Annotated in this window: 22 protein-coding genes; 16 read left to right on the top strand and 6 right to left on the bottom strand. The window is 61.6% G+C overall.

Annotation, left to right across the window (positions count from 1 at the left end):
* The gene (locus tag C7I36_RS09525; protein ID WP_106453485.1) at positions 1–1,005 is read right to left on the bottom strand and encodes a FecCD family ABC transporter permease; all 1,005 of its coding nucleotides are present in this window, start codon (positions 1,003–1,005) and stop codon (positions 1–3) included.
* Complete coding sequence (locus C7I36_RS09520; RefSeq protein WP_106453484.1) at positions 1,005–1,946, bottom strand: ABC transporter substrate-binding protein; 942 nt, start codon at positions 1,944–1,946, stop codon at positions 1,005–1,007. The genes C7I36_RS09525 and C7I36_RS09520 overlap by 1 nt, the downstream gene beginning before the upstream one ends.
* A gap of 309 nt (positions 1,947–2,255) precedes the next feature.
* Between C7I36_RS09520 and C7I36_RS09515 the strand changes: the two genes are divergently transcribed.
* The 4 genes from C7I36_RS09515 to C7I36_RS09500 all read left to right on the top strand — a co-directional run bounded on the left by C7I36_RS09515 (position 2,256) and on the right by C7I36_RS09500 (position 5,292).
* Entirely contained in the window at positions 2,256–3,110 is an 855-nt protein-coding gene (locus C7I36_RS09515; protein ID WP_106453483.1) for an ABC transporter substrate-binding protein, read from the top strand.
* Positions 3,111–3,250: 140 nt separating this feature from the next.
* On the top strand, positions 3,251–3,613 hold the full coding sequence (locus tag C7I36_RS09510; protein ID WP_106453482.1) for a cupin domain-containing protein: 363 nt from the start codon (positions 3,251–3,253) through the stop codon (positions 3,611–3,613).
* Positions 3,614–3,640: 27 nt separating this feature from the next.
* Positions 3,641–4,906 carry a diguanylate cyclase domain-containing protein gene (locus tag C7I36_RS09505; protein WP_106453481.1) on the top strand — a complete coding sequence of 422 codons (1,266 nt, stop codon included), beginning with the start codon at positions 3,641–3,643 and terminating at the stop codon, positions 4,904–4,906.
* Positions 4,907–5,028: 122 nt separating this feature from the next.
* The gene (locus C7I36_RS09500) at positions 5,029–5,292 is read left to right on the top strand and encodes a hypothetical protein (protein WP_106453480.1); all 264 of its coding nucleotides are present in this window, start codon (positions 5,029–5,031) and stop codon (positions 5,290–5,292) included.
* Between the two features lie 11 nt (positions 5,293–5,303).
* On the opposite strand, the gene C7I36_RS09495 is transcribed toward C7I36_RS09500, so the two are convergent.
* On the bottom strand, positions 5,304–6,248 hold the full coding sequence (locus tag C7I36_RS09495) for a LysR substrate-binding domain-containing protein (protein ID WP_106453479.1): 945 nt from the start codon (positions 6,246–6,248) through the stop codon (positions 5,304–5,306).
* Positions 6,249–6,357: 109 nt separating this feature from the next.
* Between C7I36_RS09495 and C7I36_RS09490 the strand changes: the two genes are divergently transcribed.
* From C7I36_RS09490 to C7I36_RS09460, 7 genes are all read left to right on the top strand, one after another.
* A complete protein-coding gene (locus tag C7I36_RS09490) occupies positions 6,358–7,887 on the top strand; it encodes a UxaA family hydrolase (protein WP_106453478.1) in 1,530 nt (509 codons plus the stop codon).
* 20 nt (positions 7,888–7,907) lie between these two features.
* Positions 7,908–9,383 (top strand): NAD-dependent succinate-semialdehyde dehydrogenase, encoded by a 1,476-nt coding sequence (locus C7I36_RS09485; RefSeq protein ID WP_106453477.1) that lies wholly within the window; start codon positions 7,908–7,910, stop codon positions 9,381–9,383.
* A gap of 29 nt (positions 9,384–9,412) precedes the next feature.
* A complete protein-coding gene (gene hpaI / locus C7I36_RS09480) occupies positions 9,413–10,234 on the top strand; it encodes a 4-hydroxy-2-oxoheptanedioate aldolase (RefSeq protein WP_106453476.1) in 822 nt (273 codons plus the stop codon).
* 142 nt (positions 10,235–10,376) lie between these two features.
* On the top strand, positions 10,377–11,324 hold the full coding sequence (locus tag C7I36_RS09475) for a tripartite tricarboxylate transporter substrate binding protein (protein ID WP_219899632.1): 948 nt from the start codon (positions 10,377–10,379) through the stop codon (positions 11,322–11,324).
* Between the two features lie 60 nt (positions 11,325–11,384).
* Positions 11,385–11,861 carry a tripartite tricarboxylate transporter TctB family protein gene (locus C7I36_RS09470; protein WP_106453474.1) on the top strand — a complete coding sequence of 159 codons (477 nt, stop codon included), beginning with the start codon at positions 11,385–11,387 and terminating at the stop codon, positions 11,859–11,861.
* A 14-nt stretch (positions 11,862–11,875) separates the two neighbouring features.
* The gene (locus C7I36_RS09465) at positions 11,876–13,402 is read left to right on the top strand and encodes a tripartite tricarboxylate transporter permease (protein WP_106453473.1); all 1,527 of its coding nucleotides are present in this window, start codon (positions 11,876–11,878) and stop codon (positions 13,400–13,402) included.
* A gap of 132 nt (positions 13,403–13,534) precedes the next feature.
* Positions 13,535–14,584, top strand: coding sequence for a tartrate dehydrogenase (locus C7I36_RS09460; RefSeq protein WP_106453472.1), 1,050 nt, complete (start codon positions 13,535–13,537; stop codon positions 14,582–14,584).
* Between the two features lie 101 nt (positions 14,585–14,685).
* Here the strand turns inward: C7I36_RS09460 and C7I36_RS09455 are convergent, their stop codons facing one another.
* The gene (locus C7I36_RS09455; RefSeq protein ID WP_106453471.1) at positions 14,686–14,880 is read right to left on the bottom strand and encodes a hypothetical protein; all 195 of its coding nucleotides are present in this window, start codon (positions 14,878–14,880) and stop codon (positions 14,686–14,688) included.
* 452 nt (positions 14,881–15,332) lie between these two features.
* On the opposite strand from C7I36_RS09455, the gene blaPSE reads away from it, so the two are divergent.
* From blaPSE to C7I36_RS09435, 3 genes are all read left to right on the top strand, one after another.
* Positions 15,333–16,199: a PSE family carbenicillin-hydrolyzing class A beta-lactamase gene (gene blaPSE / locus C7I36_RS09450; protein ID WP_106453470.1), complete on the top strand. Its 867-nt coding sequence runs from the start codon at positions 15,333–15,335 to the stop codon at positions 16,197–16,199.
* A gap of 209 nt (positions 16,200–16,408) precedes the next feature.
* Entirely contained in the window at positions 16,409–17,809 is a 1,401-nt protein-coding gene (locus C7I36_RS09440) for an SIR2 family protein (protein ID WP_245880085.1), read from the top strand.
* A 9-nt stretch (positions 17,810–17,818) separates the two neighbouring features.
* Positions 17,819–18,310: a TIR domain-containing protein gene (locus tag C7I36_RS09435; RefSeq protein WP_106453469.1), complete on the top strand. Its 492-nt coding sequence runs from the start codon at positions 17,819–17,821 to the stop codon at positions 18,308–18,310.
* Between the two features lie 371 nt (positions 18,311–18,681).
* Here the strand turns inward: C7I36_RS09435 and norR are convergent, their stop codons facing one another.
* Positions 18,682–20,223, bottom strand: a complete 1,542-nt coding sequence (norR, locus tag C7I36_RS09430; protein WP_106453468.1) for a nitric oxide reductase transcriptional regulator NorR — start codon at positions 20,221–20,223, stop codon at positions 18,682–18,684.
* A gap of 154 nt (positions 20,224–20,377) precedes the next feature.
* Between norR and ytfE the strand changes: the two genes are divergently transcribed.
* Positions 20,378–21,055, top strand: coding sequence for an iron-sulfur cluster repair protein YtfE (gene ytfE / locus C7I36_RS09425; RefSeq protein WP_106453467.1), 678 nt, complete (start codon positions 20,378–20,380; stop codon positions 21,053–21,055).
* A complete protein-coding gene (locus tag C7I36_RS09420) occupies positions 21,048–23,324 on the top strand; it encodes a nitric-oxide reductase large subunit (protein WP_106453466.1) in 2,277 nt (758 codons plus the stop codon). Before ytfE ends, C7I36_RS09420 begins: the two co-directional genes overlap by 8 nt.
* A gap of 1,204 nt (positions 23,325–24,528) precedes the next feature.
* Here C7I36_RS09420 and C7I36_RS09415 read toward each other — a convergent pair.
* Positions 24,529–25,299, bottom strand: a complete 771-nt coding sequence (locus C7I36_RS09415; protein WP_106453465.1) for an EAL domain-containing protein — start codon at positions 25,297–25,299, stop codon at positions 24,529–24,531.
* Positions 25,300–25,334 lie beyond the last annotated feature (35 nt).

Below are 25,334 nucleotides of genomic sequence, written 5' to 3'. Positions count from 1 at the left end.
TCACAAGGTCGTCAGACGCCGGCCACGCACCACCGCCAGCAGCACGGGAGCGCCGATCAGGGCGGTGAGTACACCCAGGGGCAGCTCGGTGGGAGCCGCAATCAGCCGCGACAGGGTGTCGGCGCCAATCACAATGGTGGGCCCCAGGGGCAGGCACAGCCACAGGGTGCGGCGGATATCGGGGCCGGCCAGGGCGCGGGCGATAAAAGGCACCACCAGCCCCACAAACACGATGGGGCCCGCCACGGCGGTGGCGGAACCCACCAGCAGCGCCACCACAATGACCGCCAGCAGGCGGATCCGGCCGGGCTTGTGGCCCAGCCCCCGGGCCACCCGTTCGCCGAGGGCGAGGGCCGCCAGCGGCCGCACGATCAGCAGGGTGAGCACCAGCGCCAGCAACAGGGAAGGCAGTATCCGCAGCAGATAATCGAGATCGCGCCCGGCCACGCTGCCGGTGATCCAGAAGCGGATTTCGTCGGCGGTGCGCTGGTCGAACATCAGCAACAGGGAGGTCAGCGCCAGCAACAGGCCCGACAGGGTAGCGCCGGCCAGCACCAGGCGGATGGGATCATTGCCCACGCCCTGCAGCCGGGCGGCGCTCAGCACCAGCAGGCAGCCACCGAGGGCGCCGGCCTGGGCCACGTGCACCGCCAGGGTGGCGGCGCTGGCGCCGGACAGCAGCGCCAGGGTCACCGCAAAGCTGCTGCCGGCGCTGACCCCGAGCAGGCCGGGCTCGGCCAGGGGATTGCGCGCCAGGGTCTGCATCAGGGCGCCGGCGCAGCCCAGGGCCATGCCCACCACCAGGCCGACCAGGGTGCGCGCGCCGCGCAGCTCGCCCACCACAAAACGGGCCTCGTCGGTGCCGCCCCCGGCCAGCACCGCCAGCGCCTGGGCCGGCCCCACGTCGCCGGCGCCCCACAACAGGCTGGCCAGGCACACCAGGGCCAGCAAGAGGCCGCAGGCCAGCATCAACAGCGGCAGGGAACGCCGGGCGGACAGGCTCATCAGGGCTCCAGGCGGGCGATTTCGCGTTCCAGGTCATCGAGGATGGCGTGGGCCGCCAGCGGGCCGGTGGCGCTGGTCCAGACCTGGCCATCCACCGGGATCACCCTGTTGTTGCGCACCACCGCCAGGCGGGAGAAGGCGGGCGAGCTTTCGGCCGCGGCCAGGGCCTGGCGGCCGTCGTCGTTGAGGGTGGCGAGGAACAGCCAGTCGCCGTCGGCCAGCGACAGCTTCTCCTGGCTCAGGGGCGAACTGTGGGGCCGGCCCGGCTCAACGATGCCGGCGTCCTGCACGGCAAAACCTACCGCCTTGAGCAGGCCGGGGGTAAACAGCCCGGCCGACATCATCAACGGCCCCTGGGGCATCCAGCGCACCAGCGCCGTCTTGCGCTGCTCCGGGGGCACCGCCTGCGCAAAGCGCGCCCCGAGCCCGGCGATGCGCCGGTCCAGCTCCGCCAGCTCCTGCTCCAGCCGGTCTTCCCGGTCCAGGGCGCGGGCAAACAACCGGGCTTCCTCCTTCCAGGCATCGGGCTGGAACATGTCCACATCGGGCACCACGGTCGGCGCCACCGCCGACAGCAGGCGGTACTGATCTTCCGGCAGCGAGGAAGAGGCCAGGATCAGATCCGGCTGCAGGGCGATCACCGCCTCAAGATTGGTTTCGCGCGGGCCGCCCACAATGGCCACGTCCCGGGCCTGGTCCTGCAGATAGCTGGCCACGCCGTTGCCGCCCCGGGTGATCACCGCGCCCAGGGGAGAGACGCCCACGGCGTAGCTCAGGTCGAGGGCGCCTTCGTACAGGGTGACGACCCGCGTGATGTCGCCCTCGACCTGCACCTCGCCAAACCGGGTTTCCAGGGTGCGCACATCGGCCAGCGCCGGTTGCGCGGCCAGCAGGGCGCCCAGCACCAGGGCCGCGGTTTTCAGGTAACGGACAGCAGGCATAACAAAAACTCCTGACATAGGGTGATCTCCAACGAGGGCGCCGGCGGCGCGGACGGACCGGAAGCGTCAGCCAGGACGCGCCCGGCTCACAAGGCTGCTAATGATAATGGTTTGCGTTTATTTCAAGGAGGCCGCAATGCGGAACACCCTGTTCCATTATTCGGAACAGCGGCCCCGCCTCGGCCCGCCGGCCGCCTCCGTTGCAGTTTTTGCAACGCAGCGTACCAAATACGGAAGCGGCCGGCGGGCGGCAACCATGGAATAATGAGAATGGTTATTGATAACAAACAACGAGCAAAGGAGATTTCGATGACACTGGTAAAAGCCTTGTCCGCCGCCGGCCTGGTGCTGGCCAGCCAACTGGCGCTGGCCGCCGGGCCGGCCCGCATCGCCAGCTTTGACCACGGCAGCCTGGACACCCTGGATGCCCTCGGACTGGGCGGGCAGGTGGTGGCCGTGCCCAAGCAGGCTATGCCCGCCTACCTGAGCGCCTATGCCGGCGCCGACTACACCGACGCCGGCGGCCTGCGCTCGGCCGATCTCGACGCCCTGCGCGCGGCTGGCCCTTCCCTGATCCTGATCACCGGCCGCCAGGGCGACATAAAGGAACAACTGGCCGCCATTGCCCCGGTGCGCGACGTTACCCTGCAGGGGGACGACTACTGGTCCGCCCTGAGTGCCAAGGTGCGCACCCTGGCCGGTGACCTGGGTGCCGCCGACCAGGCCGACGCCGCCCTGGCCGGGCTGGCGCAGCGGCTGGCCGAACTGAGGGACAGCGTGGACGGCCACCCCAAAGTACTGGTGGTCACCCATAACGACGGCCGTTTCTCCCTGCGCCAGGAGCCCGTGGTGACCCAGTTGCTGCAGCTGGATGCCCCGGCCCTGCCCGAGGGGGTGGAAACCGTGACCAACGGCACCCGCAGCTTTACCCCGCTGACCCCGGAACAGATGGCCCGGATGCAGCCCGCCGCCCTGCTGGTGGTGGACCGCAGCGCCGCCATCGGCAACACGCCGCTGGACCCGGCCACCCTGCGCCAGGCCCTGGACCAGGCCGGCGGCCAGGATATCCGCCTGGGCTACCTGACCCCGGCGCTCTGGTATTTGTCGGGCGCCGGCCTGCAAAGCGTGCGCCTGCAGGCGGAGGAAGCCGTGGCCGCCCTCTGATCGCCTTCCGGCGGCGGCCAGGCCGCCGGATCTCCCCGCACAACAGCGCCGCACGAATCTATCCTCGACAGCAACCTTTCCTTTATGCCGCCGGTCGTTTATGTTGCTGAAACACGCTATGCCCTCGACAAGGACGCGCTATGAGCCAGACCCTGAAGGATGTGATCGTCATGGGCCGCCACCCGGTGCCGGCAGAAACCCTGCCTCCCAATCCCCAAACCCTGATCGCCGGCCATCCGGTGCAGACCCTGGCCAACCACTACAGCAGCCCCGACGACCGCTTTCACGTGGGCACCTGGGGCAGCGAGCCCGGCCGCTGGCGCGTTAACTACACCGAGCATGAATACTGCAAGCTGCTCAAGGGCCGGGTGATACTGCACGACCACCAGGGCGGCCGGCTGGCGCTGGCGGCGGGCGACGACTTCATTATTCCCGCCGGTTTCAGCGGCGAATGGGAAACGGTGGAGTCCTGCGAAAAGATTTACGTCATCTACCAGCCCTGAGCGGCCCGGCACCAGCGAGACCCAGCCATGACCCGGTTGCCCGAGCTTACCCTTGATGTTGTGAGCGACCTGTTGCTCGATGCCATCTGCATCGTGGACACGGGGGGACACTTTTTATATATCAGCGCCGCCGGCGAACGCATTTTCGGCTATCCGGCCGGGGAAATGCTGGGCCGCAATATGTTCGAGTTTATACACCCGGGCGATCACCAGCGCACCCGCGATACCGTGGCCGACATCATGGCCGGCCGGCCCAGGCCCTATTTTGAAAACCGCTATGTACGCAAGGACGGCAGCACGGCGCACATCATGTGGTCGGCGCGCTGGTCGGCGGACCGCCAGTTTCGCATTGCCGTAGCCCGGGACATTACCGAGCGCAAGCGGACCGAAGCGCGCCAGGCCGCCCTTTACGCCATTGCCGACGCCGCCAACCTGCTGGGCGATCCGGACCAGTTGTTCGAACGCATCCGCCGGCTGGGCGCCGAGCTGTTCGGGGTGAAAGAGGTGATGGTTGCCCTGCGCCATCCGGACACGAGCGCCCTGGACATCGCCTACCGGGCCGGCACCCACACCCACGACCAACCCGCCCGCGCCCTGGCCGGGCGGCTGCTGGAACAGAACCTGGCCACCGCCACCGGCGACGGCTGGCTGGCGGCCCGGCTGGGCAGCGGGGGCGCCCTGCTGGTGCAGGCCCCGCCCGGCTCGCCCCCGTTCGGCGAGGCGGACCACGACCTGCTGCACTTTATGGCGGCGCAACTGGCCACCGCCATGGAGCGCAAGCAAATGCTGCAACAGCTGGAGCACATGGCCCGCTTCGATCCCCTTACCGACTTGCCCAACCGCGCCCTCTTCCTGGACCGGCTGCACACCGCCCTGCGCCACGCCCAGCGGGAACGGGGCCTGCTGGCGGTGCTGTACCTGGATCTCGACAAGTTCAAACAGGTAAACGACCGTCACGGCCACCACACCGGCGACCAGTTGCTGCAGCAGGTGGCCCGCCGCCTGGTGAGCTGCGTGCGGGAGGCCGACACCGTGGCCCGGCTGGGGGGCGACGAATTCGTGGTGCTGCTGGAAGACCTGCCCCGCCCCGAGGCCGCGGCGCCGGTGGCCGACAAAATACGCGCCGCCCTGAGCGCCCCCTATACACTGCCCGCCGCCACCCTGCACATCACCCCCAGCCTGGGCATGGCGCTGTTTCCCGAACACGGCCTCAGCGGCCCCGAACTGATGGCCAGGGCCGACGGCGCCATGTACCGCGCCAAACGCACAACCAAGGAGCCGCCCGGGCACTGAGGCTTGCATGCCCATCTGCGGCCGGTCTGCTGGCCGGCCATCTGGCAGCGGAACAGGGGCAGCAGGCACTGTGGCCGTTACTGGCCCTGCTGCTGTACAGCACCTTTACCCAGGTGCCACTGGTGGAGCCGCGCGCCGCCTTGGCCGACCGCCGCTTTATCGGCACAGCCGTGCTGGGCAACTTTGTATTGCTGCCGCTGATGCTGTGGGCGGGGTTGCCGCTACTGCCGGATGATCCGGCGCTGCAGCTGGGGAGTTTGCTGGCGGTGGTTGCTATCGTGTTCCAGTCCCTGATCGAACTGCAGGGTATGGTCATCTTTTTATGGTGGATACCGAACAGGTTGTTTCCTGCAAGCCTATTAGATGATAATTCCATTTTTAATTAGTATCTTACACTTCAATCCAACTGTAATCGCTCCGCTGCGGCCAGCCGCAGGCACTGGATCAACTGGGTGCTGGCCGGGGTGCGGATACGCCCGCGCAGGGTGATGATGCCGACCGGTGGCAGCTCGATCGGCAGATCGAGATCCAGGACTTTCAGAAAGCCCTCCTTTTCGAAATGGCGACCGACGTCCCGAGCCAGATAGCCGATGGCCGGCCTCTGGCGGACGAAATTCAGCGTGGCAAGAAAAGAAGCGGTTTCTATCAGATCGACCGGCGGGTTCAGGCCGTGCCGGTAGAACATCTGGTTCAGCTTGACGCGCGAGGAGGCCCAGGGCGGCGGCACCACCCAGGGCAAGGTTGCCAGGTCCGCCCAGGTCGGCTTAGGTTTAGCTGCGATGGGGTGATCGGGACAGGACACCACGCACATGGGTTCGTTGTACAGCGCCTGGGTGTCCAGATCCGGCGCCGCATAGCCGGGTTCCAGGCGGCCGACCAGCAGATCCAGCTCGCCCATGCGCAGCCGTGGCAGCAGCCGCTTCAGGTCGCCCTCCTCGATCAGCACCGTCGTCAGCGACGAGCGAGCCTTCAGCTTTTCTACCGCCAGTGTCAGCCAGACCGGCGTCGCCACCACCATGGCGCCCACGCTGACCCGGCCGGCGGCACCGCTGGCCACCGCCTCGATTTCGTCCCGGGTGCGGCTGAAGTCAGCCAGCACCGAACGGGCGAAGCGAATCACCGTTTCTCCGTAAGCGGTGGGTTCGGTGCCGCGGGTCGAGCGGCTGAACAGCTCGAGGTCGAACATGCGTTCAATCTCGGCGACCATTTTGGAGATGGCGGGTTGTGTCAGCGCCATAAATTCGGCCACCCGGCCGATATGGCGAAATTCATCAAGTGCGACGAGCAGTTGCAGGTGGCGCAGCTTGAGATTGGATCGAAGAACCCGGTCGATGTCACTCATCTTTTTACATTACTATTTTGTTATGAAGGCAGTCCATTGTTTTATTTTATCCTTATGTAGGGAGGGAGCATACTGCAAACCAGTTTCCTATTAACAAAAAGTAAACATTATGGACAAGTCCGCTACCCCGTCGTTACTACTGAGGCTTCATGCCAACGACAACGTGCTGATCGCCCGCGACCAGCTCCCGCTCGGGCAGGCGTTGCCCGAGCTGGGGCTGCGAGTCCGCGCCCAGGTGCCGCCCGGGCACAAGATCGCCGCCCGTGGTATTGCGGCCGGCGAACAGGTGAAAAAATACGATACCGTGATCGGTGTGGCGTCACGCGATATCGAGGCCGGCGAGCACGTCCACACCCATAACCTGAAATTCATCGAGTTCGACCGCGACCCGGGGTTCTGCCGGGACGTGCGCCCCATCGATTATGTGCCTGAAGCGGAACGGGCGACCTTTATGGGCATAGTGCGCCCGGACGGCCGGGTCGCGACCCGCAACTTCATCGGCATCCTGTCGTCGGTCAACTGCTCGGCGACGGTGATCAACCATATCGCCGCCCACTTCACGCCGGAGCGGCTGGCCCGTTATCCCAACGTCGATGGGGTCGTCGCCTTCGCCCAGACCAGCGGCTGCGGCATGTCGTCGCCGAGCTACCACTTCGACGTACTGCGCCGCACCCTGGCCGGCTACGCCCGCCATCCCAACCTGGCCGGGGTGCTGATCGTCGGCCTCGGCTGCGAGCGCAACCAGGTAGCCGAGCTGGTGGCATCCCAGGGGCTGGGCACCGAGGTGCAAACGCTGGTGATGCAGGACGTCGGCGGCACCCGCGAGTCGATAGCGGCGGGGATCGCCAGGATTGAGGCGATGCTGCCGGCGGCCAACCGCGTCGCACGCACGCCGGTGAGCGCCCGCCATCTCAAAATCGGCCTCGAGTGCGGTGGTTCCGATGGTTTTTCCGGGATCTCGGCAAACCCGGCGCTGGGCGCGGCGATGGATATACTGGTGCGCCATGGCGGCACCGCCATCCTGTCGGAAACGCCGGAGATCCACGGTGTCGAATTTATGCTGACCCGCCGCGCGGTGACGCCGGAAGTCGGGCAGAAGCTGCTGGACCGCCTGGCTTGGTGGGAGGAATATACCCGCGGCCACAGCGCCCAGTTCAACGGCATGGTGGGTCCGGGCAACCAGGCCGGGGGCCTGGCGAACATTGTTGAGAAATCCCTCGGCTCGGCGATGAAGGGAGGCACCACACCCCTGCAGGCCGTCTACGAGTACGCCGAGCCGATCGACCAGGCCGGCTTCGTGTTCATGGACTCGCCGGGCTACGACCCGGTGGCGGTGACCGGCCAGATAGCCAGCGGCGCCAACCTGATCTGCTTCACCACCGGCCGCGGCTCGATGTTTGGCTCCAAGCCCGCGCCCACCATCAAGCTGGCATCCAACACCCCGATGTACCGGCGCCTGAGCGAGGACATGGACATCAACTGCGGCCAGGTGATCGACGGCATTCTGGGAATCGAGGAGATGGGGCAGCAGATTTTCGAGCATATATTGCGCGTCGCCTCAGGAGAACGGACCTGTAGCGAACGGCTGGGGCTCGGCGATCACGAATTCATCCCCTGGCACCTCGGTATCGTCAGTTGAGCCCCCAAGGAGAACAGAGCATGAGTTTTAACCTGACACGCGACGATCTGATCCGTTCGCAGAATTACATTGCCGGCCGCTGGGTCGACGCCGCCGTCGGCGAGCTCTTCGAGGTCGGCAATCCGGCCGACATGAGCCTGATCACCCGAGTGCCGGACAGCACCGCCGCGGAGGCGCGGGCCGCGGTTGACGCGGCACACTCGGCGTTCGCCGAGTGGCGGACGCTGCCGGCCAGGGCCCGGGGCCAGTTGCTCAAACGATGGCACGCCCTGATCCTGGAACATCGGGAAGATCTCGGCCGGCTGGTGTCGCTGGAACAGGGCAAGCCGCTGGCCGAGGGCCGCGGAGAGGTGCTCTACGCCGCCAGCTACGTCGAATGGTTTGCCGAAGAGGCGGCCCGCATCGAGGGAGACATCATCGCGCCGGCGGTGCCGGGGCGGCGCATGATGGCGGTGCGCGAGCCGGTCGGCGTGGTCGCGGTGATCACCCCCTGGAATTTCCCGGCGGCGATGATCGCGCGCAAGATAGCCCCGGCCCTGGCGGCAGGCTGCACCGTCGTGGCCAAGCCGGCGGAGGACACGCCGCTGACCTCGCTGGCACTGATCCGCCTGGCCGAAGAGGCCGGCGTGCCGGCCGGGGTGATCAATATCGTCTGCGCCTCGCGCGAGCGAACCCCGGCGGTGGTGGATGCCTGGCTGGCAGAACGCCGGGTGCGCAAGATCAGCTTTACCGGCTCAACGCCGGTGGGCAAGCACCTAGCGCGCGCCTCGGCCGACACCCTGAAGAAGCTGTCTCTGGAGCTGGGGGGGAACGCGCCCTTCATCGTGTTCGACGACGCGGACCTCGATGCGGCCGTCGAGGGGCTGATGGCGGCCAAGTTTCGCAACGGCGGCCAGACCTGCGTCTGCCCGAACCGGGTCTATGTGCACGACGCCGTGTTCAACACCTTTGCCGACAAGCTAGTGGCCCGCGTCGCGGCGCTGAAGGTGGCGCCGGCGACGGACCCCGAGGCGCAGATTGGGCCGATGATCAACGCCCGCGCGGTCGACAAGATCCTCCAGCACATCGACGACGCGGTCGCCAGGGGCGCCCGGGTGCTGACAGGCGGCACCCGGGTGCGGGAAGAGCTGGGTCCAAACTATATCTCGCCGGCGGTGCTCGCCGATGTCGGACGCGACGCGCGGCTCTGTGGCGAGGAAACATTCGGCCCCGTGGTGCCGCTGTTCCGCTTCGGCTCCGAGGCCGAGGTTCTCGAACTGGCCAACGACACGCCGTTCGGCCTCGCCGGCTACTTCTACTCCGAAAATGCCAGCCGCATATGGCGCGTGGCCGATGCGCTGGAAACCGGTATCGTCGGCATCAACGAAGGCGCGGTGGCCTCGGAGGCGGCGCCGTTCGGCGGCGTCAAGGAGTCGGGCTACGGCCGGGAAGGGTCGAAGTACGGCCTCGATGACTATATGCACCTCAAGTACCTCTGCCAGGGCAACCTGCGCTGAGGCCGAACGGACTAACCGGAGCTATATCCATGCAGGATTTCCACCTCCCCGGATTACAGCCGGGCAATCCATTCAAACAAGCGCTCGCCGACGGCCAGGCGCAGATTGGTTTCTGGCTATCGATGGGCGACGGCTACTGTGCCGAAATGTGCGCGACCGCGGGCTTCCAGTGGCTGCTGATTGACGGTGAGCACGCGCCCAACGATTTGCGCAGCACCCTGGCCCAGCTGCAGGCGGTGGCGCCCTACGGCGGCCAGGCCGTGGTGCGGGCGGTGCAGGGCGAGCCGGCGCTGCTCAAGCAACTGCTGGATATCGGTGCCAAAACGCTGTTGGTGCCGATGGTGGACACGCCGGAACAGGCGGCCGCGATGGTGGCGGCGATGCGCTACCCGCCCCAGGGCATCCGGGGGGTGGGCGCCGCCGTGGCCCGAGCCTCGCGCTGGAACGGCCGCCCCGACTACGTGCACCGGGCCAATGACGAGGTCTGCCTGCTGGTACAGGCGGAGACCGTCAGGGCTCTCGACAACCTCGAGGCGATCTGCGCGGTCGAGGGGGTGGATGGCGTCTTCATCGGGCCGGCGGATCTGGCCGCCTCGATGGGCTACCTGGGCAATCCGGGGCATCCGGCGGTGCAGGGCGCGATCGATGATGCCATCAGGCGGATCGTGGCCAGCGGCAAGGCTGCTGGTACCCTGACCGGCGACGTGGAACAGGCCCGTCGCTTCCTGTCCCTCGGTGCCACTTTCGTGGCGGTGGGGCTGGACGTCAACCTGCTGATGCAGGCGGTACGCCGGCGCGCGGCGGAATTCGGGTTGCGGGATACCGCACCCGCGAGCCCGGGCCCTTACTGAAAGCTGGATGCAGCCATCGGCGCCTTCGCTCCTGCACGGGCAAGATGAGCAAGATGGGGGCGAAACGCACCGGACGGAAATACCCTTGCCGCCCGCCCCTTAAAAACCCTAAGGAAATGGCCAATAACGATAAGGAACCATGATGAAAAAACTAGCCCAAACCTCTGTTCTCTTCGCCGGCCTGCTGAGCGCCGGCATGGCGTTTGCCGAATATCCGACCAAGCCGATCACCATGGTGATCCCCTACAGCGCCGGCGGCGGCACCGATGTGCTGGCGCGTGCACTGCAGCCGGCGCTGGAGAAGTCCCTCGGCCAGACCATCGTGGTCTCGAACCTGCCCGGCGGTGGCGGAATCCTCGGCTTCACCAAGGTCGCCAACGCCAGGCCGGACGGATATACGGTGACCATTCCCAACAACGTGATCTTCGCCACCGAGGGCATGGGCAACGCGACCTATAAATCCACCGACTTCTCCTATCTGGGTAATGTGCTGACCGAGGACTACCTGGTGGCGGTACGCGCCGACGGCCCCTGGCAAAACTGGGACGAGCTGGTGGCAGACATGAAGGCGAACCCTGGCAAGGTCAAGTTCGGCTTCTCCGGCTTCGGCGGCTCCACCCATGTGGTCAGTGCGCTGCTTGCCGATATCGCCGGCTATGAAGCCAAGCAGATACCCCATGACGGCTCCGGCAACGCGGTACTTGCCGCCATGGGGGGCCATATCGATGCCCTGATGCTCAACCTCGTGGACCTGGCCTCAGGCCTCGAATCGGGCAAGCTACGACCACTGGTGAGCCTGGGTGAGCAGCGCCTAGAAGATTATCCGGATGTGCCAACGCTGAAGGAGTCGGGGCATGACTTCTCGCTGACCAACTGGCGCGGCGTCGCGGCACCGGACGGTGTCGACGACGAGGTCAAGCAGGCCTGGGCCAAGGCGTTGGACGAGGCGACCCGGGATCCCGAGTTCCAGCAGTTGATCAAGTCACAGGGCGGTGTGGTGGATTACGTGGCACCGGGCGAGGCGCTCGACCAGCGCATGAGCCTGCTGGCCGAGTCCTTCATCGAAACCGCCCAGAAACTCAAGCAATAACGAGTGCGCCGGCCCCGGCGAACCGGAGCCGGCCACCCAGTCAGCCATACAGGTATCGCAATGTTCCGGATAAACGAACGACAAATCTTTTACTTACTGCTGATCCTCGGAGCGGGATTTTTCCTGAGCATGGCTCATGAAATCCCGTCGGCGATGGGAGTGGCCGGCGATCCCGGTGCCGGTTTCCTGCCGTTCTGGATCAGCGTCATCATCATGCTTCTGGTCGGCTACCTGCTGGTGACCGAAACCCTCTTCAAACAAGAGGCTGGCGGAGCGGGGCGCATGACGCGACAGGAAGCCGTTACCCTGCTGGTGACCCTCGGCGCCATCGTCGCCTACCTGCTGTTGCTGTCCTTCGCCGGATTCTTCATCAGCACCCTGTTTTTCCTGTTCGCTTTCCGGCAGATAGTCGATCTTCTGCTCAAGAAAGCCCGGCCGACGGCCCGGTCCTTCATCGCCTCTGCCGTCTTTTCGGCCGTGGCGACCAGCTTCATCTATCTGGTGTTCTCGGTTCTGTTTGAACTGTCGATGCCCTGAGCAGGAGAGCCTGTATGCTTGCCAATTTCGCCGATGCTGCGAGTCTGTTTCTCAATATCAACATTTACCTGGCCATTGCCTTCGGCACCATACTGGGCCTGGTGTTCGGCGCCCTGCCCGGCCTGACCGCGACCATGGGCATTGCGCTGCTGCTGCCACTGACCTTCGGCATGGACCCGGTCACCGGCATGGGCATGTTGCTGGGAGTTTACTGCGGCGCCATCTCCGGCGGCTCCATTCCAGCCGCGTTACTGAATATTCCCGGCACGCCGTCGTCGGTGGCGACCACCCTCGATGCCTTTCCGATGGCGCGCAACGGCGAACCCGGCCGGGCGCTGGGGCTGTGCATTACGGCCTCGATGATCGGCGGAATGATCAGCGTCGTTATCTTTGCCTTCATGTCGCCGCTGATCGCCGACGTGGCGCTCAAGTTCAGTGCCATCGAGTATTTTGCCCTCGGCCTGTTCGGGCTGACGATCATCGCCTCGGTGTCGGACAAGTCGATCATCAAGGGCATTGTCGCCGGCCTGATCGGCGTGCTGATCTCGTTGATCGGCATCGACTCGCTGACCGGCGTGGTGCGCCTGACCGCCGGCATCCCCGATCTGATCGGTGGCGTCGACTTCATGCCGGCGCTGATCGGCCTGTTCGCGCTGTCGCAGATCATCAGCGATGTCACCACCCTGTCGCCGCAGAGCAAGGTCGAGACCAGGGTGCGCGTCAACAATGCCTATCCGCGTATCCGCGAAACCTTCGGCCTGTGGAAGATCTGGTCCAGCAGCTCGCTGATCGGCGCGCTGGTCGGCGCCATACCGGGAGCCGGCGGCAGCATCGCCTCCTTCCTGGCCTACGACCAGGCCAAGCGGATCTCGAAAACGCCGGAAAAGTTCCGCAGCGGCCATAACGAGGGGATCGTCTCCTGCGAATCCGCCAACAACGGCATGACCGGCGGCGCCCTGATCCCGATGATGACACTGGGCATCCCCGGCGACGCCTCGGCCGCGATCCTGATGGGTGGCCTGCTCATTCACGGCCTGCAGCCGGGCCCGATGCTGTTCGAGGATCAGGCCAACATCGCCTACGGCATCATCATCGCCTTCCTGATCGCCAACCTCTTTATGTTCTGCTTCCAGTCGATCGGCATCAAACTGTTTGTACGGGTGCTGCAGATACCCCGCTCCTATCTGCTGCCGTTCATCCTGGTGATGTGCATCCTCGGTTCCTACGGCATCAGCGGAACCCTGAGCTCGGCCTGGGTACTGCTGTTCTTCGGCGTTTTCGGCTACTTCCTCAACCGCTACGGCTTCAGCTCGGCGCCGGTGGTGCTGGGGATGATCCTCGGTTATATGGTGGAGTCGAACTTCCGCCGCGGCATGACCATGTACGAAGGCGACTGGTCGGTGTTTTTCACCCGCCCGATCAGCCTCTGCTTCATCCTGTTGTCGGTGGTCTCGATCGCGCTGCCGATCTACCGCCAGTACCGCCTGGCGCGCCAGAAGCGGCTGCCGGGCAGCCAGGCGCCGGGCGAAAATGCGCCCTGATACGGGCGTGCCGGCCGGTCATTTGGCCGTGACCGGCACGCCTCCCAGCCCTATTGAACACACTTGTCGAGTCGGCCCCGGCGCCAGGCGCGCCCGGGTTGACGCTAACCTTGCAAACCACAGGAAGACACCATGAAAAACTACCGTATCGCGCTGCTGCCGGGGGATGGCATTGGCTCAGAAGTGATGGAAGCCGCCTGGCCGGTGCTGCAGACCCTTGCCGAGCGACAGGGCTTTTCGCTCGAGGGCGACTGGCTGCCCTGGTCCTGCGACTACTACCTCAAGCACGGCACCATGATGCCGACCGACGGCGTGGAGCAGCTGCGCGCCTTCGACGCCATCTACCTCGGGGCCGTGGGGCTGCCGGCGACGGTGCCGGACCATGTTTCGCTGCGCGAACTGCTGCTGGCCATTCGCCAGGGGCTGGACCTTTCGGTTAACGCCCGCCCGCACCGGCTGCTGGCCGGCGTAAAGGGCCCACTGCGTACCGACAGGACGTTCGACATCCTTTGCATTCGCGAGAACACCGAAGGCGAATATGCCGGGGCCGGCGGACGGGTGCACCAGGGCGGCGAGCTGGAGGTGGCGGTGGAAACCTCGATCTTCACCCGTGCCGGCGTCGAGCGCGTGCTGCGCCACGGATTCGAACAGGCCCGACTGCGTGGCGGAAAGCTGGCCTCGGTGACCAAGTCCAACGCCCAGCGCCACAGCATGGTGTTCTGGGACGAGATGACCGACCGCGTTGCCGCGGACTACCCGGACGTGGCAGTGACCCGCTACCACGTCGATGCCATCGCCGCGCGCATGATCACCCACCCCGAAACGCTGGACGTGGTGGTTGCGTCCAACCTGTTCGGCGACATCCTCACCGATATCGGCGCCGCCATTCAGGGCGGGCTGGGCTTTGCGGCCTCGGCCAACATTAACCCGGCCGGCGGCGTGCCCGGCATGTTCGAACCGGTGCACGGCTCGGCGCCCGACATCATGGGCCTGGGGCTGGCCAACCCGCTGGCGACGCTGTGGGCCGGCGCCCTGATGCTGCGGCACCTGGGTGAGATTGCCGCCGCCGAGGCCCTGATGGCCGCCATTGAAAAGGTGACCGCCACCGGTGCCGGCACCCCGGACATGGGCGGCGACCTCAGCACCACCCAGCTGGCGGCGGCCGTGACGGCGGCGCTCTGAAGCCGACGGCATGCCTGCCGGGAAAGGGGCCCGGCCGGTGATGGCGGGCCGCCAAGCGGTATTCGGTCCGAACTGATCCGCTCATCCCGCAGCAATGAGGGTTACCGAATTTGGTGAAAGCGGGAGTAAACCCCGCACCAAAGATGAAACAGGTAACCCTCATCAACCGAAACCACGAACGCTTCATCAAATACCCGCCCGCCTACCTCCTGCCGGTTGCCCTTGCCGCGCCGCACCAAGCCCGCTTCGTTGATCACAATCCCGCCATCACCCGAGACAAAGGGGCTGTTTTGCATTGCCTTTTTCCGCATGGACGGTTAACAATAAGAGCCAAACGGGGAAGCAGGGATGCGCTTATGCCAAGGTCAGCGACGGGCGGTAGCGTCGAAATTTTTAACAACTCATACAGTGCTAATGAAATAAAGTGCTGTACCCATCTCGATAACACTCATCGGATGTCTCGTTTTCTCCATCGCGATTTATAAAACCCATTTGAGATCATAAGCTTATAATTTATCCTTGCACATAAATGCGCCTGATGATGGAGTTATTGAGCCGTCCCGACTCTTGCAGCAGGCTGGATACGAAAAACCCATACTTTTCTTTTAAAATCAACATATTAGAATTACTTAGGGAAACTGGACCGATGAGTAAAATCGAGCCAGGTCAATATACAATTGTTAGCCTTATTTGAATACTTCACACTCTGATATAAGATGTAAGCCAATCAAAATGATGAGGTTATTACATGAAGCTTTTACTGGTATTTTCGCTTTTAATACCGTCTATAGTGTTTGCAAATAGTTCAAAGTTTCAACAGGTTGAACAAGATGCTAAGGTAATTGAAGCATCTCTTTCTGCGCATATAGGGATTTCTGTTCTTGATACTCAAACTGGAGAGTCTTGGGATTACAATGGCAATCAGCGTTTTCCTTTAACAAGTACTTTTAAAACAATAGCTTGTGCTAAATTATTATATGATACTGAGCAAGGGGAAATAAATCCTAAGAGTACAGTTGAGATCAAAGAAGCAGATCTTGTGACCTATTCTCCCGTAATAGAAAAGCAAGTAGGACAAGCAATAACGCTCGATGATGCGTGTTTTGCAACTATGACGACAAGTGATAATGCAGCAGCAAATATCATCCTAAATGCCCTAGGAGGTCCTGAAAGCGTGACGGATTTTCTAAGACAAATCGGAGATAAAGAAACCCGTCTAGACCGTATTGAACCTGAATTAAATGAAGGCAAGCTTGGTGATTTGAGGGATACGACAACTCCTAATGCAATAGTGAATACTTTAAATGAATTATTATTTGGTTCCACATTGTCTCAAGATAGCCAGAAAAAATTAGAGTATTGGATGGTGAATAATCAAGTCACTGGTAATTTATTGCGGTCAGTATTGCCAGAGGGATGGAATATTGCGGATCGTTCAGGTGCTGGCGGATTTGGTGCTCGGAGTATTACAGCCGTTGTTTGGAGTGAAGCTCAATCCTCAATCATAGTTAGTATCTATCTAGCGCAAACAGAGGCTTCAATAGCAGATCGAAATGATGCAATTGTTAAAATTGGTCGTTCAATTTTTGAAGTTTATTCATCACAATCGCGTTGATAAGGCTAACAAAGCATTTAAGAGGGACAGCCAACGCGTGGCATTTTTATTATGCGTTGGTTTTTGTGGTTACGGTGTTATGCGGTAAGTTGGTAGTAGCGTTGGCTGCCCCTTAATGCGGCGTTATGTGCTCAGGAAGTCATAAATATTAGCTTGGAAGTATGAAAATGATTTTTGATCGAGAAACTGAAATCTTTATACGAGATTACGTGAAAGATTTGAATGAAGGGACTGCGGCGATTTTTGCTGGCGCAGGGCTGTCTATTCCTGCTGGGTTTGTCAATTGGCAGGAATTGATGAGCGAAATCGCCTTTGACTTGGGTTTAGATATTAATGTCGAATCTGACCTTGTTTCGCTTGCGCAGTTTCACGTAAATGAAAATAGAACCAGATCAAAAATTAGTCGTAAAATTCTTGAGGAGTTTATTGAGGAAACTGAGGAGACTGAAAACCACAGAATTCTAGCAAGACTACCAATATCATCTGTATGGACTACAAACTACGATGAGCTTATCGAAAAGGCGTTTTTAGCAGAAGGTAAAGTTTCGGATACGAAGCACAATGTCAAACAGCTGCTAAATAACAAGCCTAAAAGAGACGTTGTAATATTTAAAATGCACGGCGATGTATCTTGTCCAGCTGAGGCGATAATAACCAAAGAGCAGTATGAGCAATACCATCAAACGCATGAACCATTTATCAATGCTCTGACAGGTGAGCTTACAACAAAAACTTTCCTGTTTTTAGGTTTTAGCTTTACTGACCCTAATCTTGACTACGTGCTAAGCAGGCTTAATTTTCGATACTCTGAAGATAAAAAGCAGCATTACTGCATCACCAAACGCCCCACTCTTGGTGATAGCAATAATCCAGATCAAGCAACATATGACTATAACGTCAGAAAGCAGGAGTTGATTATAAATGACCTGAAAAGGTACGGAATAAAAACACTTCTTGTTGATGGTTACGAAGAAATAACCAAGATTCTAAGAGAGATTGAGTCTCGATTTAAAAAGAAAACGATCTTTATTTCCGGGAGTGCCGAAGTTTACAGTCCTTACGAAAAACAAGAATCAATTGAATTTATTCATAAGATATCTCGCGCACTAATTGAAGGTAATTTTAGAGTTGTTAATGGATTTGGTTGGGGAGTTGGAAGCTCCGTGATAAACGGGGCTTTAGAAGCGATATATTCAAAGCCGTTAAAGTACTCAGATGCTCAACTTATACTAAGGCCATTCCCACAATTCAAAACTGGAGATAAAGATCTTTCGGTTTTATGGGATGAATATCGCCATAAGATGATCTCATTGTCTGGTATATCGATTTTCCTTTTCGGAAACAAAAACGTTGATGGTGAAATTGTTACTGCGGGTGGGGTCATTCGTGAGTTTGAAATTTCACATGCTTTCGGAAATATATGTATACCTGTTGCTTCGACAGGGCATGCTGCTCAGGAAATATACGAAAAAATACTGCCTTCTATTGATAGTTATTATCAAAACTCAGAGGCGGCGAAAAAATATTTAGAGAAGCTAGCCGACAAAAAAGTATCTCTAGATGAAAAAGTTCAAACGGTAATTGATTTCATTTCTGACTTGACAAAATAAGGAGTTTTTATGGCTAGAAAAGCGTTCTATAGTTTTCATTATAAAAATGATAACTGGAGAGCTTCGACAGTAAGAAATATTGGTTCTGTTGAAGGTAATAAGCCTGCAAGCGATAACGATTGGGAAGAAGTAAAAAAAGGCGGCGATAGCGCCATTCAGAAATGGATTGATGGTCAAATGACCGGAAAATCTTGCGTGATCGTACTGGTCGGAGAGAACACGGCTGGTAGAAAATGGATTAAATATGAAATCAAGAAAGCCTGGGAATCAGGGAAAGGCGTTCTTGGAATTCAGATTCACAAGCTAAAGAATTCTTCAGGTGAACAGGGTAGTGAAGGCAGAAACCCATTTGATGACTTTACAATTGATGGCAAAAAACTATCAAGCGTAGTAAAGCTAAAAAAGCCTTCACAGGCTACGAGTCAAGGGGTATACAACTACATTAGTGAGAATATTGCTGACTGGATCGAAGAAGCTATAGACATCAGAAACGCCTACTAATGCACATAACAATCGGCTGCACAGGAAGCCAAAAGCTTCGCTTTTGTCTCCTGTGAGCCGAGCGTTAGCAGGTGTTCGGGTTTTAACGGTTTTAGTCAGTAGTTGGCCTCAAAACTGCTCTTGCGTGGTATCGCTGGGGTATCTCTTCCGTTTCATCCGCCCAGTATCGGATATTTACACGAGATCGTGAACAGGCTCTAACAAAGCAATTGACTACGCTGTGGCGCCGGACGCGCAAAAAACCGCGCGCCGGTTATTGGGACGTAAACCGCTGAGTTATCCACAAAAGTAATCCCTTTCACACCAGAATTACGTTAGCTCATTCCCCTTCACCCCGCAGCCAACTGCGGGGCTCTCCCCTAAAATCCCCCTCACTTCATCCCCAATCGTTTCGCCAGTTTATGCAGGTTGCTGGGGTCTATTTCCAGCAGGCGGGCGGCGGCGGCCCAGTTGCGGTTGCTGGCGTTTAGCGCCTGTTCTATGGCCTGGCGCTGGGCCTGGTTGGTCGCGTCCTGCAGGCTGGCCGGGGGCTGGCTTGGCGCCTGGCCGGCCGGGGCCGCCGCCGGCGTGGTGGCGTTGCTCTCCGGCCGGTGCAGGTCGCCGGTAAGGTCGAGCAGCTCCGGCTCCAGGGTGATGATGTCTTCCCGCGCCGCCCCCCGGCCCAGGGCCTTGATGGCGGCGCGGCTGATCACATGCTCCAGCTCGCGCACGTTGCCGGGCCAGCCGTACTGGCACAGGGCCTGCTCGGCAGCGGGAGAAAGGCGCAAACTGCGCACCCCCAGCCGGCCCCGGTTCAGCTCCAGAAAGTGGCCGGCCAGCACCAGCACGTCGCTGCCCCGCTCGCGCAGCGGCGGTATCGGCACCGGATACACCGACAGCCGGTGGTAAAGATCGGCCCTAAAGTGGCCGTCGCGCACGCTGTCGTGCAGTTGGCGGTTGGTGGCGGCAATCACCCGCACGTTTACCTTGCGCGGGGCGTCTTCCCCCAGCCGCTGGATTTCGCCGTTTTGCAGGGTGCGCAGCAGCTTGGCCTGGATGCCGAGCGGCAGCTCGCCCACCTCGTCCAGGAACAGGGTGCCGCCGTCGGCGGCCTCGAACCGGCCGGGCCGGGCGTTGCCGGCGCCGGAAAAGGCGCCCTTTACATGGCCGAACAGCTCGCTCTCGGCCAGGGATTCGGGCAGGGCGGCGCAGTTTACCTGCACCAGCGGCCGGTTGCGGCGGCGCGAGCGCTGGTGCAACCGGCGGGCGAACAGATCCTTGCCCACCCCGGTTTCGCCGGTGAGCAGCACCGGCAGCTCCGAGTCCGCCACGACATCCAGCTCCTGCAGCAGCCGTTTGAGCTGGCTGCTCTGGCCCAGTATTTCCCCTTCCTTTTGTTCGCTGTACAGCTCGGGCGCGTCCTGGCGTACCAGCCGCAGGCCGCGGATGTCCTGCTCCAGCCGGGTCATGCGCACCGCCGCCTCCACCGTCAGCGCCAGCCGTTGCAGGTGCTCCCGGGCTTCCTGGTCGAAGGTGCCCGCCTGCAGGGCGTCCAGGGTCAGGGCGCCCCATAAATCCCCTTCCAGATACAGGCTGATGCCCATGCAGTCGTGCACCGGCAGCGCCTCGCCCACATGGTGTTCGAGCAGGCCGTCGTAGGGGTCGGGCAGGGTGGAGTCGGGCGGAAAGGCCACGGTGCCGCGGCTGGAAAGAATGGCTGCCAGGCGCGGATGCTGGGCCACCACAAAGCGCCGGCCCAGGGCTTCGCGCACCAGGCCGTCCACCGCCACCGGGCTCAGCACCTCATCCTGCAGCTTGAGCAGGCAGACGGCGCCGCAGCGAAAATATTCGCGCAGGGTGCGCACCATATTCTGGAGCCGGACGGCACTGGGCAGTTCGGTGGTGAGGTCGGCCAGCAGGATTTCGTAGAGCATGGGGTATTTTTTACCTTTATAGGGTTTTATTTACCTTAACCAAGAAGGGTATTAATTACCATAAATTTATTAACTTCATATAAATCAATAAATTAAAAACTGGCATATTGGTTGCAATATAGGGAGCATGATACACCCATCAAGGAGCAATACCATGAGCCTGTTAGACCGCTCCCTCGGCTCACTGGCCAGGGATCTTCCCGGCGCCACCCGGATTTTTCACCACTACCGGCTGGACTTCTGCTGCGGCGGCCAAACCCTGCTGCGCGACGCCCTGGCGGAGCGCGGGCTGGACGCCGCCGAGCTGCTGGCCAGCCTCGAATCCCTCCCCGCCCAGCACGACGACGAGCGCAACTGGGGCCAGGCCGGTACCGGCGAGCTGATTGACCATATCCTCAGCCGCTACCACAGCGTGCACCGGGAACAGCTGGTAGAACTGCTGCGCCTGGCCCGCCGGGTGGAAGCGGTGCACGGCGATCATCCCGACTGCCCGGCGGGGCTGGCCGACCATCTGGACGCCATGCGCCAGGAACTGGAAAGCCACATGCAGAAGGAAGAACAAATCCTGTTCCCCATGCTGCGCCGGGGCCTGTTCGATCCGGCCCGCGGCCCCATTACCGTAATGCGCATGGAGCATGACGATCACGGCCAGGCCCTGGCCCGGCTGTTGGCGCTGACCCACAACCTCACCCTGCCGGCGGAAGCCTGCAACACCTGGCAGGCGCTTTATGCCGGCATCGGCGAGCTGCACACCGATTTAATGCAACACATCCATCTGGAAAACAACATTCTGTTCCAACCATCCCAGCGCCAGGAGGTGCAACATGGCTAACTATCGTCGCCTGTGGACGATATTGCTCGTCGTTCTCGGCATTACCTTTGCTGTGCTCGGCTATTTCGGCCGGGAAGTCTACCGGGTCGCCCCGCCCATTCCCGCCCAGGTGGTTACCGAGGGCGGCACCCTGCTCACCACCAAGGACGGCATCCTCGACGGCCAGACCGCCTGGCAATCGGTAGGCGGCATGCAGCTCGGCTCGGTTTGGGGCCATGGTGCCTACCAGGCGCCGGACTGGACCGCCGACTGGCTGCACCGTGAACTGCTGGCCTGGCTGGAACTGGCGGCGCAGGACGAGTTCGGCACCGCCTACGACAACCTGGAAGAAGAACAGCAGGCCGTGCTGCAACACCGGCTGAAGAAGGAATACCGCTTCAACAGCTATGACGCCGAGGCCGACGTGCTGGTGGTGTCCGAGCGCCGGGCCCAGGCCATGGCCGACACCGCCGCTTACTACGACCAGCTGTTCAGCGACGATCCGGCCCTGCGCTCCACTCGCCAGAGCTTCGCCATGAAGGAGAACACCCTGCCGAGCGCCGAACGCCGCGCCGATCTGAACAACTTCTTCTTCTGGACCGCCTGGGCCGCCGCCACCGAACGTCCCGGCGGTGAGGCCACCTACACCAACAACTGGCCCCACGAGCCGCTGATCGACAACAAGCCCACCGCCGAGAACATCGTCTGGTCTCTGGTCAGTGTGGTTCTGCTGATCGCCGGCGTGGGCGGCCTGATCTGGGCCTGGGCCTTCCTGCGCAAGGAAGAAGAGCACGAGCCCGCCGCCCCGGCGCGGGATCCGCTCACCACCTTCAAGCTTACTCCTTCCCAAAAGGCACTGGGCAAGTATGTGTTCCTGGTGGTGGCCCTGTTCACCTTCCAGGTCCTCCTCGGCGGCGCCACCGCCCACTACACGGTGGAAGGCCAGCATTTCTACGGCATTGAGCTGTCCAAGTGGTTCCCCTACTCCCTGGTCCGTACCTGGCACATTCAAAGCGCCCTGTTCTGGATTGCCACCGGCTTCCTCGCCGCCGGCCTGTTCCTCGCTCCCATCATCAACGGCGGCAAGGATCCCAAGTTCCAGAAACTGGGGGTAGACGTGCTGTTCTGGGCGCTGGTCGCCGTGGTGGTAGGCAGCTTTGTCGGCAACTACCTGGCCATTGCCCAGATCATGCCGGAGCACCTCAACTTCTGGCTGGGTCACCAGGGCTATGAATACGTGGACCTGGGCCGCCTGTGGCAAATTGGCAAGTTCGTGGGCATCGTGCTGTGGCTGGTGCTGATGCTGCGTGGCGTGGTGCCTGCCCTGCGCCAGCCCGGCGACAAGCACCTGCTGGCCCTGCTCACCGCCTCCTGCGCCGCCATCGGCCTGTTCTACGGCGCCGGTTTCTTCTACGGCGAGCGCACTCACATCTCCGTCATGGAATACTGGCGCTGGTGGATAGTGCACCTGTGGGTAGAAGGCTTCTTTGAAGTGTTCGCCACCACCGCCCTGGCCTTTATCTTCTGCAGCATGGGCCTGGTGTCCAAGAAAATGGCCACCACCGCCAGCCTGGCCTCGGCCTCGCTGTTTATGCTGGGCGGCATTCCCGGCACCTTCCACCACCTGTACTTCTCCGGTACCACCACCCCCATCATGGCGGTAGGTGCCACCTTCAGCGCCCTGGAAGTGGTGCCCCTGGTAGTACTGGGCTACGAAGCCTGGGAAAACTGGAGCCTGAAAAACCGTGCGCCCTGGATGGCCAACATTAAATGGCCGCTGATGTTCTTTGTGGCCGTGGCCTTCTGGAACATGCTCGGCGCCGGTGTACTGGGCTTTATGATCAACCCGCCCATCGCGCTCTACTACATCCAGGGCCTGAACACTACGCCCACCCACGCCCATGCGGCACTGTTCGGGGTGTATGGCTTCCTGGCCCTGGGCTTCAGCCTGCTGGTGCTGCGCTATATCCGCCCCAACCTGGTGTTCAGCGAGTCGCTGATGAAAACCGCCTTCTGGTGGCTGAACGGCGGACTGGTGCTGATGCTGTTCACCAGCGTGCTGCCGGTGGGGGTTATCCAGTTTATCGCCAGCGCCAGCGAAGGCCTCTGGTATGCCCGCAGCGAGAGCTTTATGCAGCAGGGCCTGCTGCAAACCCTGCGCTGGGTGCGTACCTTCGGTGACATCGTGTTTATCATCGGTGCCCTGGCAGTAACCTGGCAGGTGGTCATCGGCCTCTGGCCGCGCGGCAAGCGGGCCGAAGACGGCGTAGCCGAGCTGGTCTCCAAATAAGAAGCGCGTTCTCCGCTTACCAACAGCCCCGGTGCCATTGGCACCGGGGCTTTTTTGTTGGCTGGCGGGCCCCGGGAGGGGGCAAACGCCAAACGGGGTAATGCTCCAAGTGGAATAACGCGGACTCTGGAGCACAGGCGGCCCGCCTGCATTCCCGCAGCGCGGGAACCACCGGGCTCCGATGCCACACCCAAACCCCTGGCGTTACCCCATGCGGGCGGGCCGCCCGCGCCCCAAAAGGAACACCATAACCATGGCGGCGGGTCGTGGCCCCAAAAGGCGTCCCCAAACCATGGCGGCGGGTCGTGGCTCGGGAGGGGGAAAACACCACACGGGGTAATGCTCCAAGTGGAATAACGCGGACCCTGGAGCGCAGGCGGCCCGCCTGTATTCCCGCAACGCGGGAACCACCGGGCACCGATGCCACACCCAAACCCCAGGCGTTACCCCAGGCGGGCGAGCCGCCCGCGCCCCAAAAGGAACACCATAACCATGGCGGCAAGTCGTGGCCCCAAAAGGCGTCCCCAAACCATGGCGGCAAGTCGTGGCCCCAAAAGGCGTCCCCAAACCATGGCGGCAAGTCGTGGCTCGGGAGGGGGAAAACACCACACGGGGTAATGCTCCAAGTGGAGTAACGCGGACCCTGGAGCGCAGGCGGCCCGCCTGCATTCCCGCAGCGCGGGAACCGCCGGGCCCCGATGCCACACCCAAATCCCTGGCATTACCCCAGGCGGGCGGGCCGCCCGCGCCCCAAAAGGCGCCCCTAAACCATGGCGGCAAGTCGTGGTCCCAAAAGGCGTCCCCAAACTATGGCGGCAAGTCGCGCCCCGGAAGGGGGCAAACGCCACACGGGGTAATGCTCCAAGTGGAATAACGCGGACCCTGGAGCGCAGGCGGCTCGCCTGCATTCCCGCAACGCGGGAACCGCCGGGCCCCGATGCCACACCCAAACCCCTGGCGTTACCCCAGGCGGGAGGGGCAAACGCCACACGGGGTAATGCTCCAAGTGGAATAACGCGGACCCTGGAGCGCAGGCGGCCCGCCTGCATTCCCGCAGCGCGGGAACCGCCGGGCCCCGATGCCACACCCAAATCCCTGGCGTTATCCCAGGCGGGCGGGCCGCCCGCGCCCCAAAAGGCGTCCCCAAACTATGGCGGCGGGTCTTGGTCCAAAAGGGTAGCGGATGGGGCCGAGAAAACGGCTCCTACTGCCAGCCGTTGATCTCGTCCTGCCCGGCCAGGTGCTCCAGCGCCGGCCTGGCGAAGAGGTAGCCCTGCAGGTAGCGGATGCCGGCATTGACCAGGAAATCCCGCTCTTCCTCCACCTCTATGCCTTCGGCCAGGATCATGGCCCCCAGCTCGCGGCACACCTGCTGCACCGCCGCCAGGCGTTGTTGCTTGGCCTCGTCCAGATGAATGTCGCGGATCAGGGTCATGTCCAGCTTGAGGATGGCGGGCCGCAGGCTATACAGCCATTCCAGCCCGGCAAAACCGGAGCCAAAATCGTCGATGGCGGTACGAAAGCCGTGCCGGGCGTAGGATTCGAAAATGCGCTTGAGCTTTTCCTGGTTGATGATCTCTTCGGTTTCGGTGACCTCGAAGATGATTTTTTCCAGGTCAAAGTGAAACAGGGTTGCCGCCTCTATGGTGGCACGGATGCAGGTTTCAGGGTTGTACACGGCGTTGGGCAGGAAGTTGATGCTCAGCAGCCGGTCACAGCCGAGGCGGCTGGCGGTTTCTATCGCCTTGACCCGGCAAGACTGGTCGAAATAGTACTTGTTCTTGTCGTTGATCCGCTCGAATACCCAACCGGCACCCTGGCCTTCGGGACCGCGCACCAGGGCTTCATAGGCGAAGATCTCCTTTTGCTGCCAGTCGATAATCGGCTGGAAAGCCATTTTGATCTCGAACCCCAGCGACTGGCCACTCAGGCAGTCCATGCAGCTTTGCTGCTTTATCTGTACCGGTATATCCATCGCTTCACCTTTTCAGCAGCATTCAGCTGTTCAAT

Source organism: Zobellella taiwanensis, from assembly GCF_003012795.1.
GTDB classification, from domain to species: Bacteria; Pseudomonadota; Gammaproteobacteria; order Enterobacterales; family Aeromonadaceae; genus Oceanimonas; species Oceanimonas taiwanensis.
Note: the sequence above shows the minus strand (reverse complement) of the source record. Positions and strands in the feature narration are given on the sequence as shown.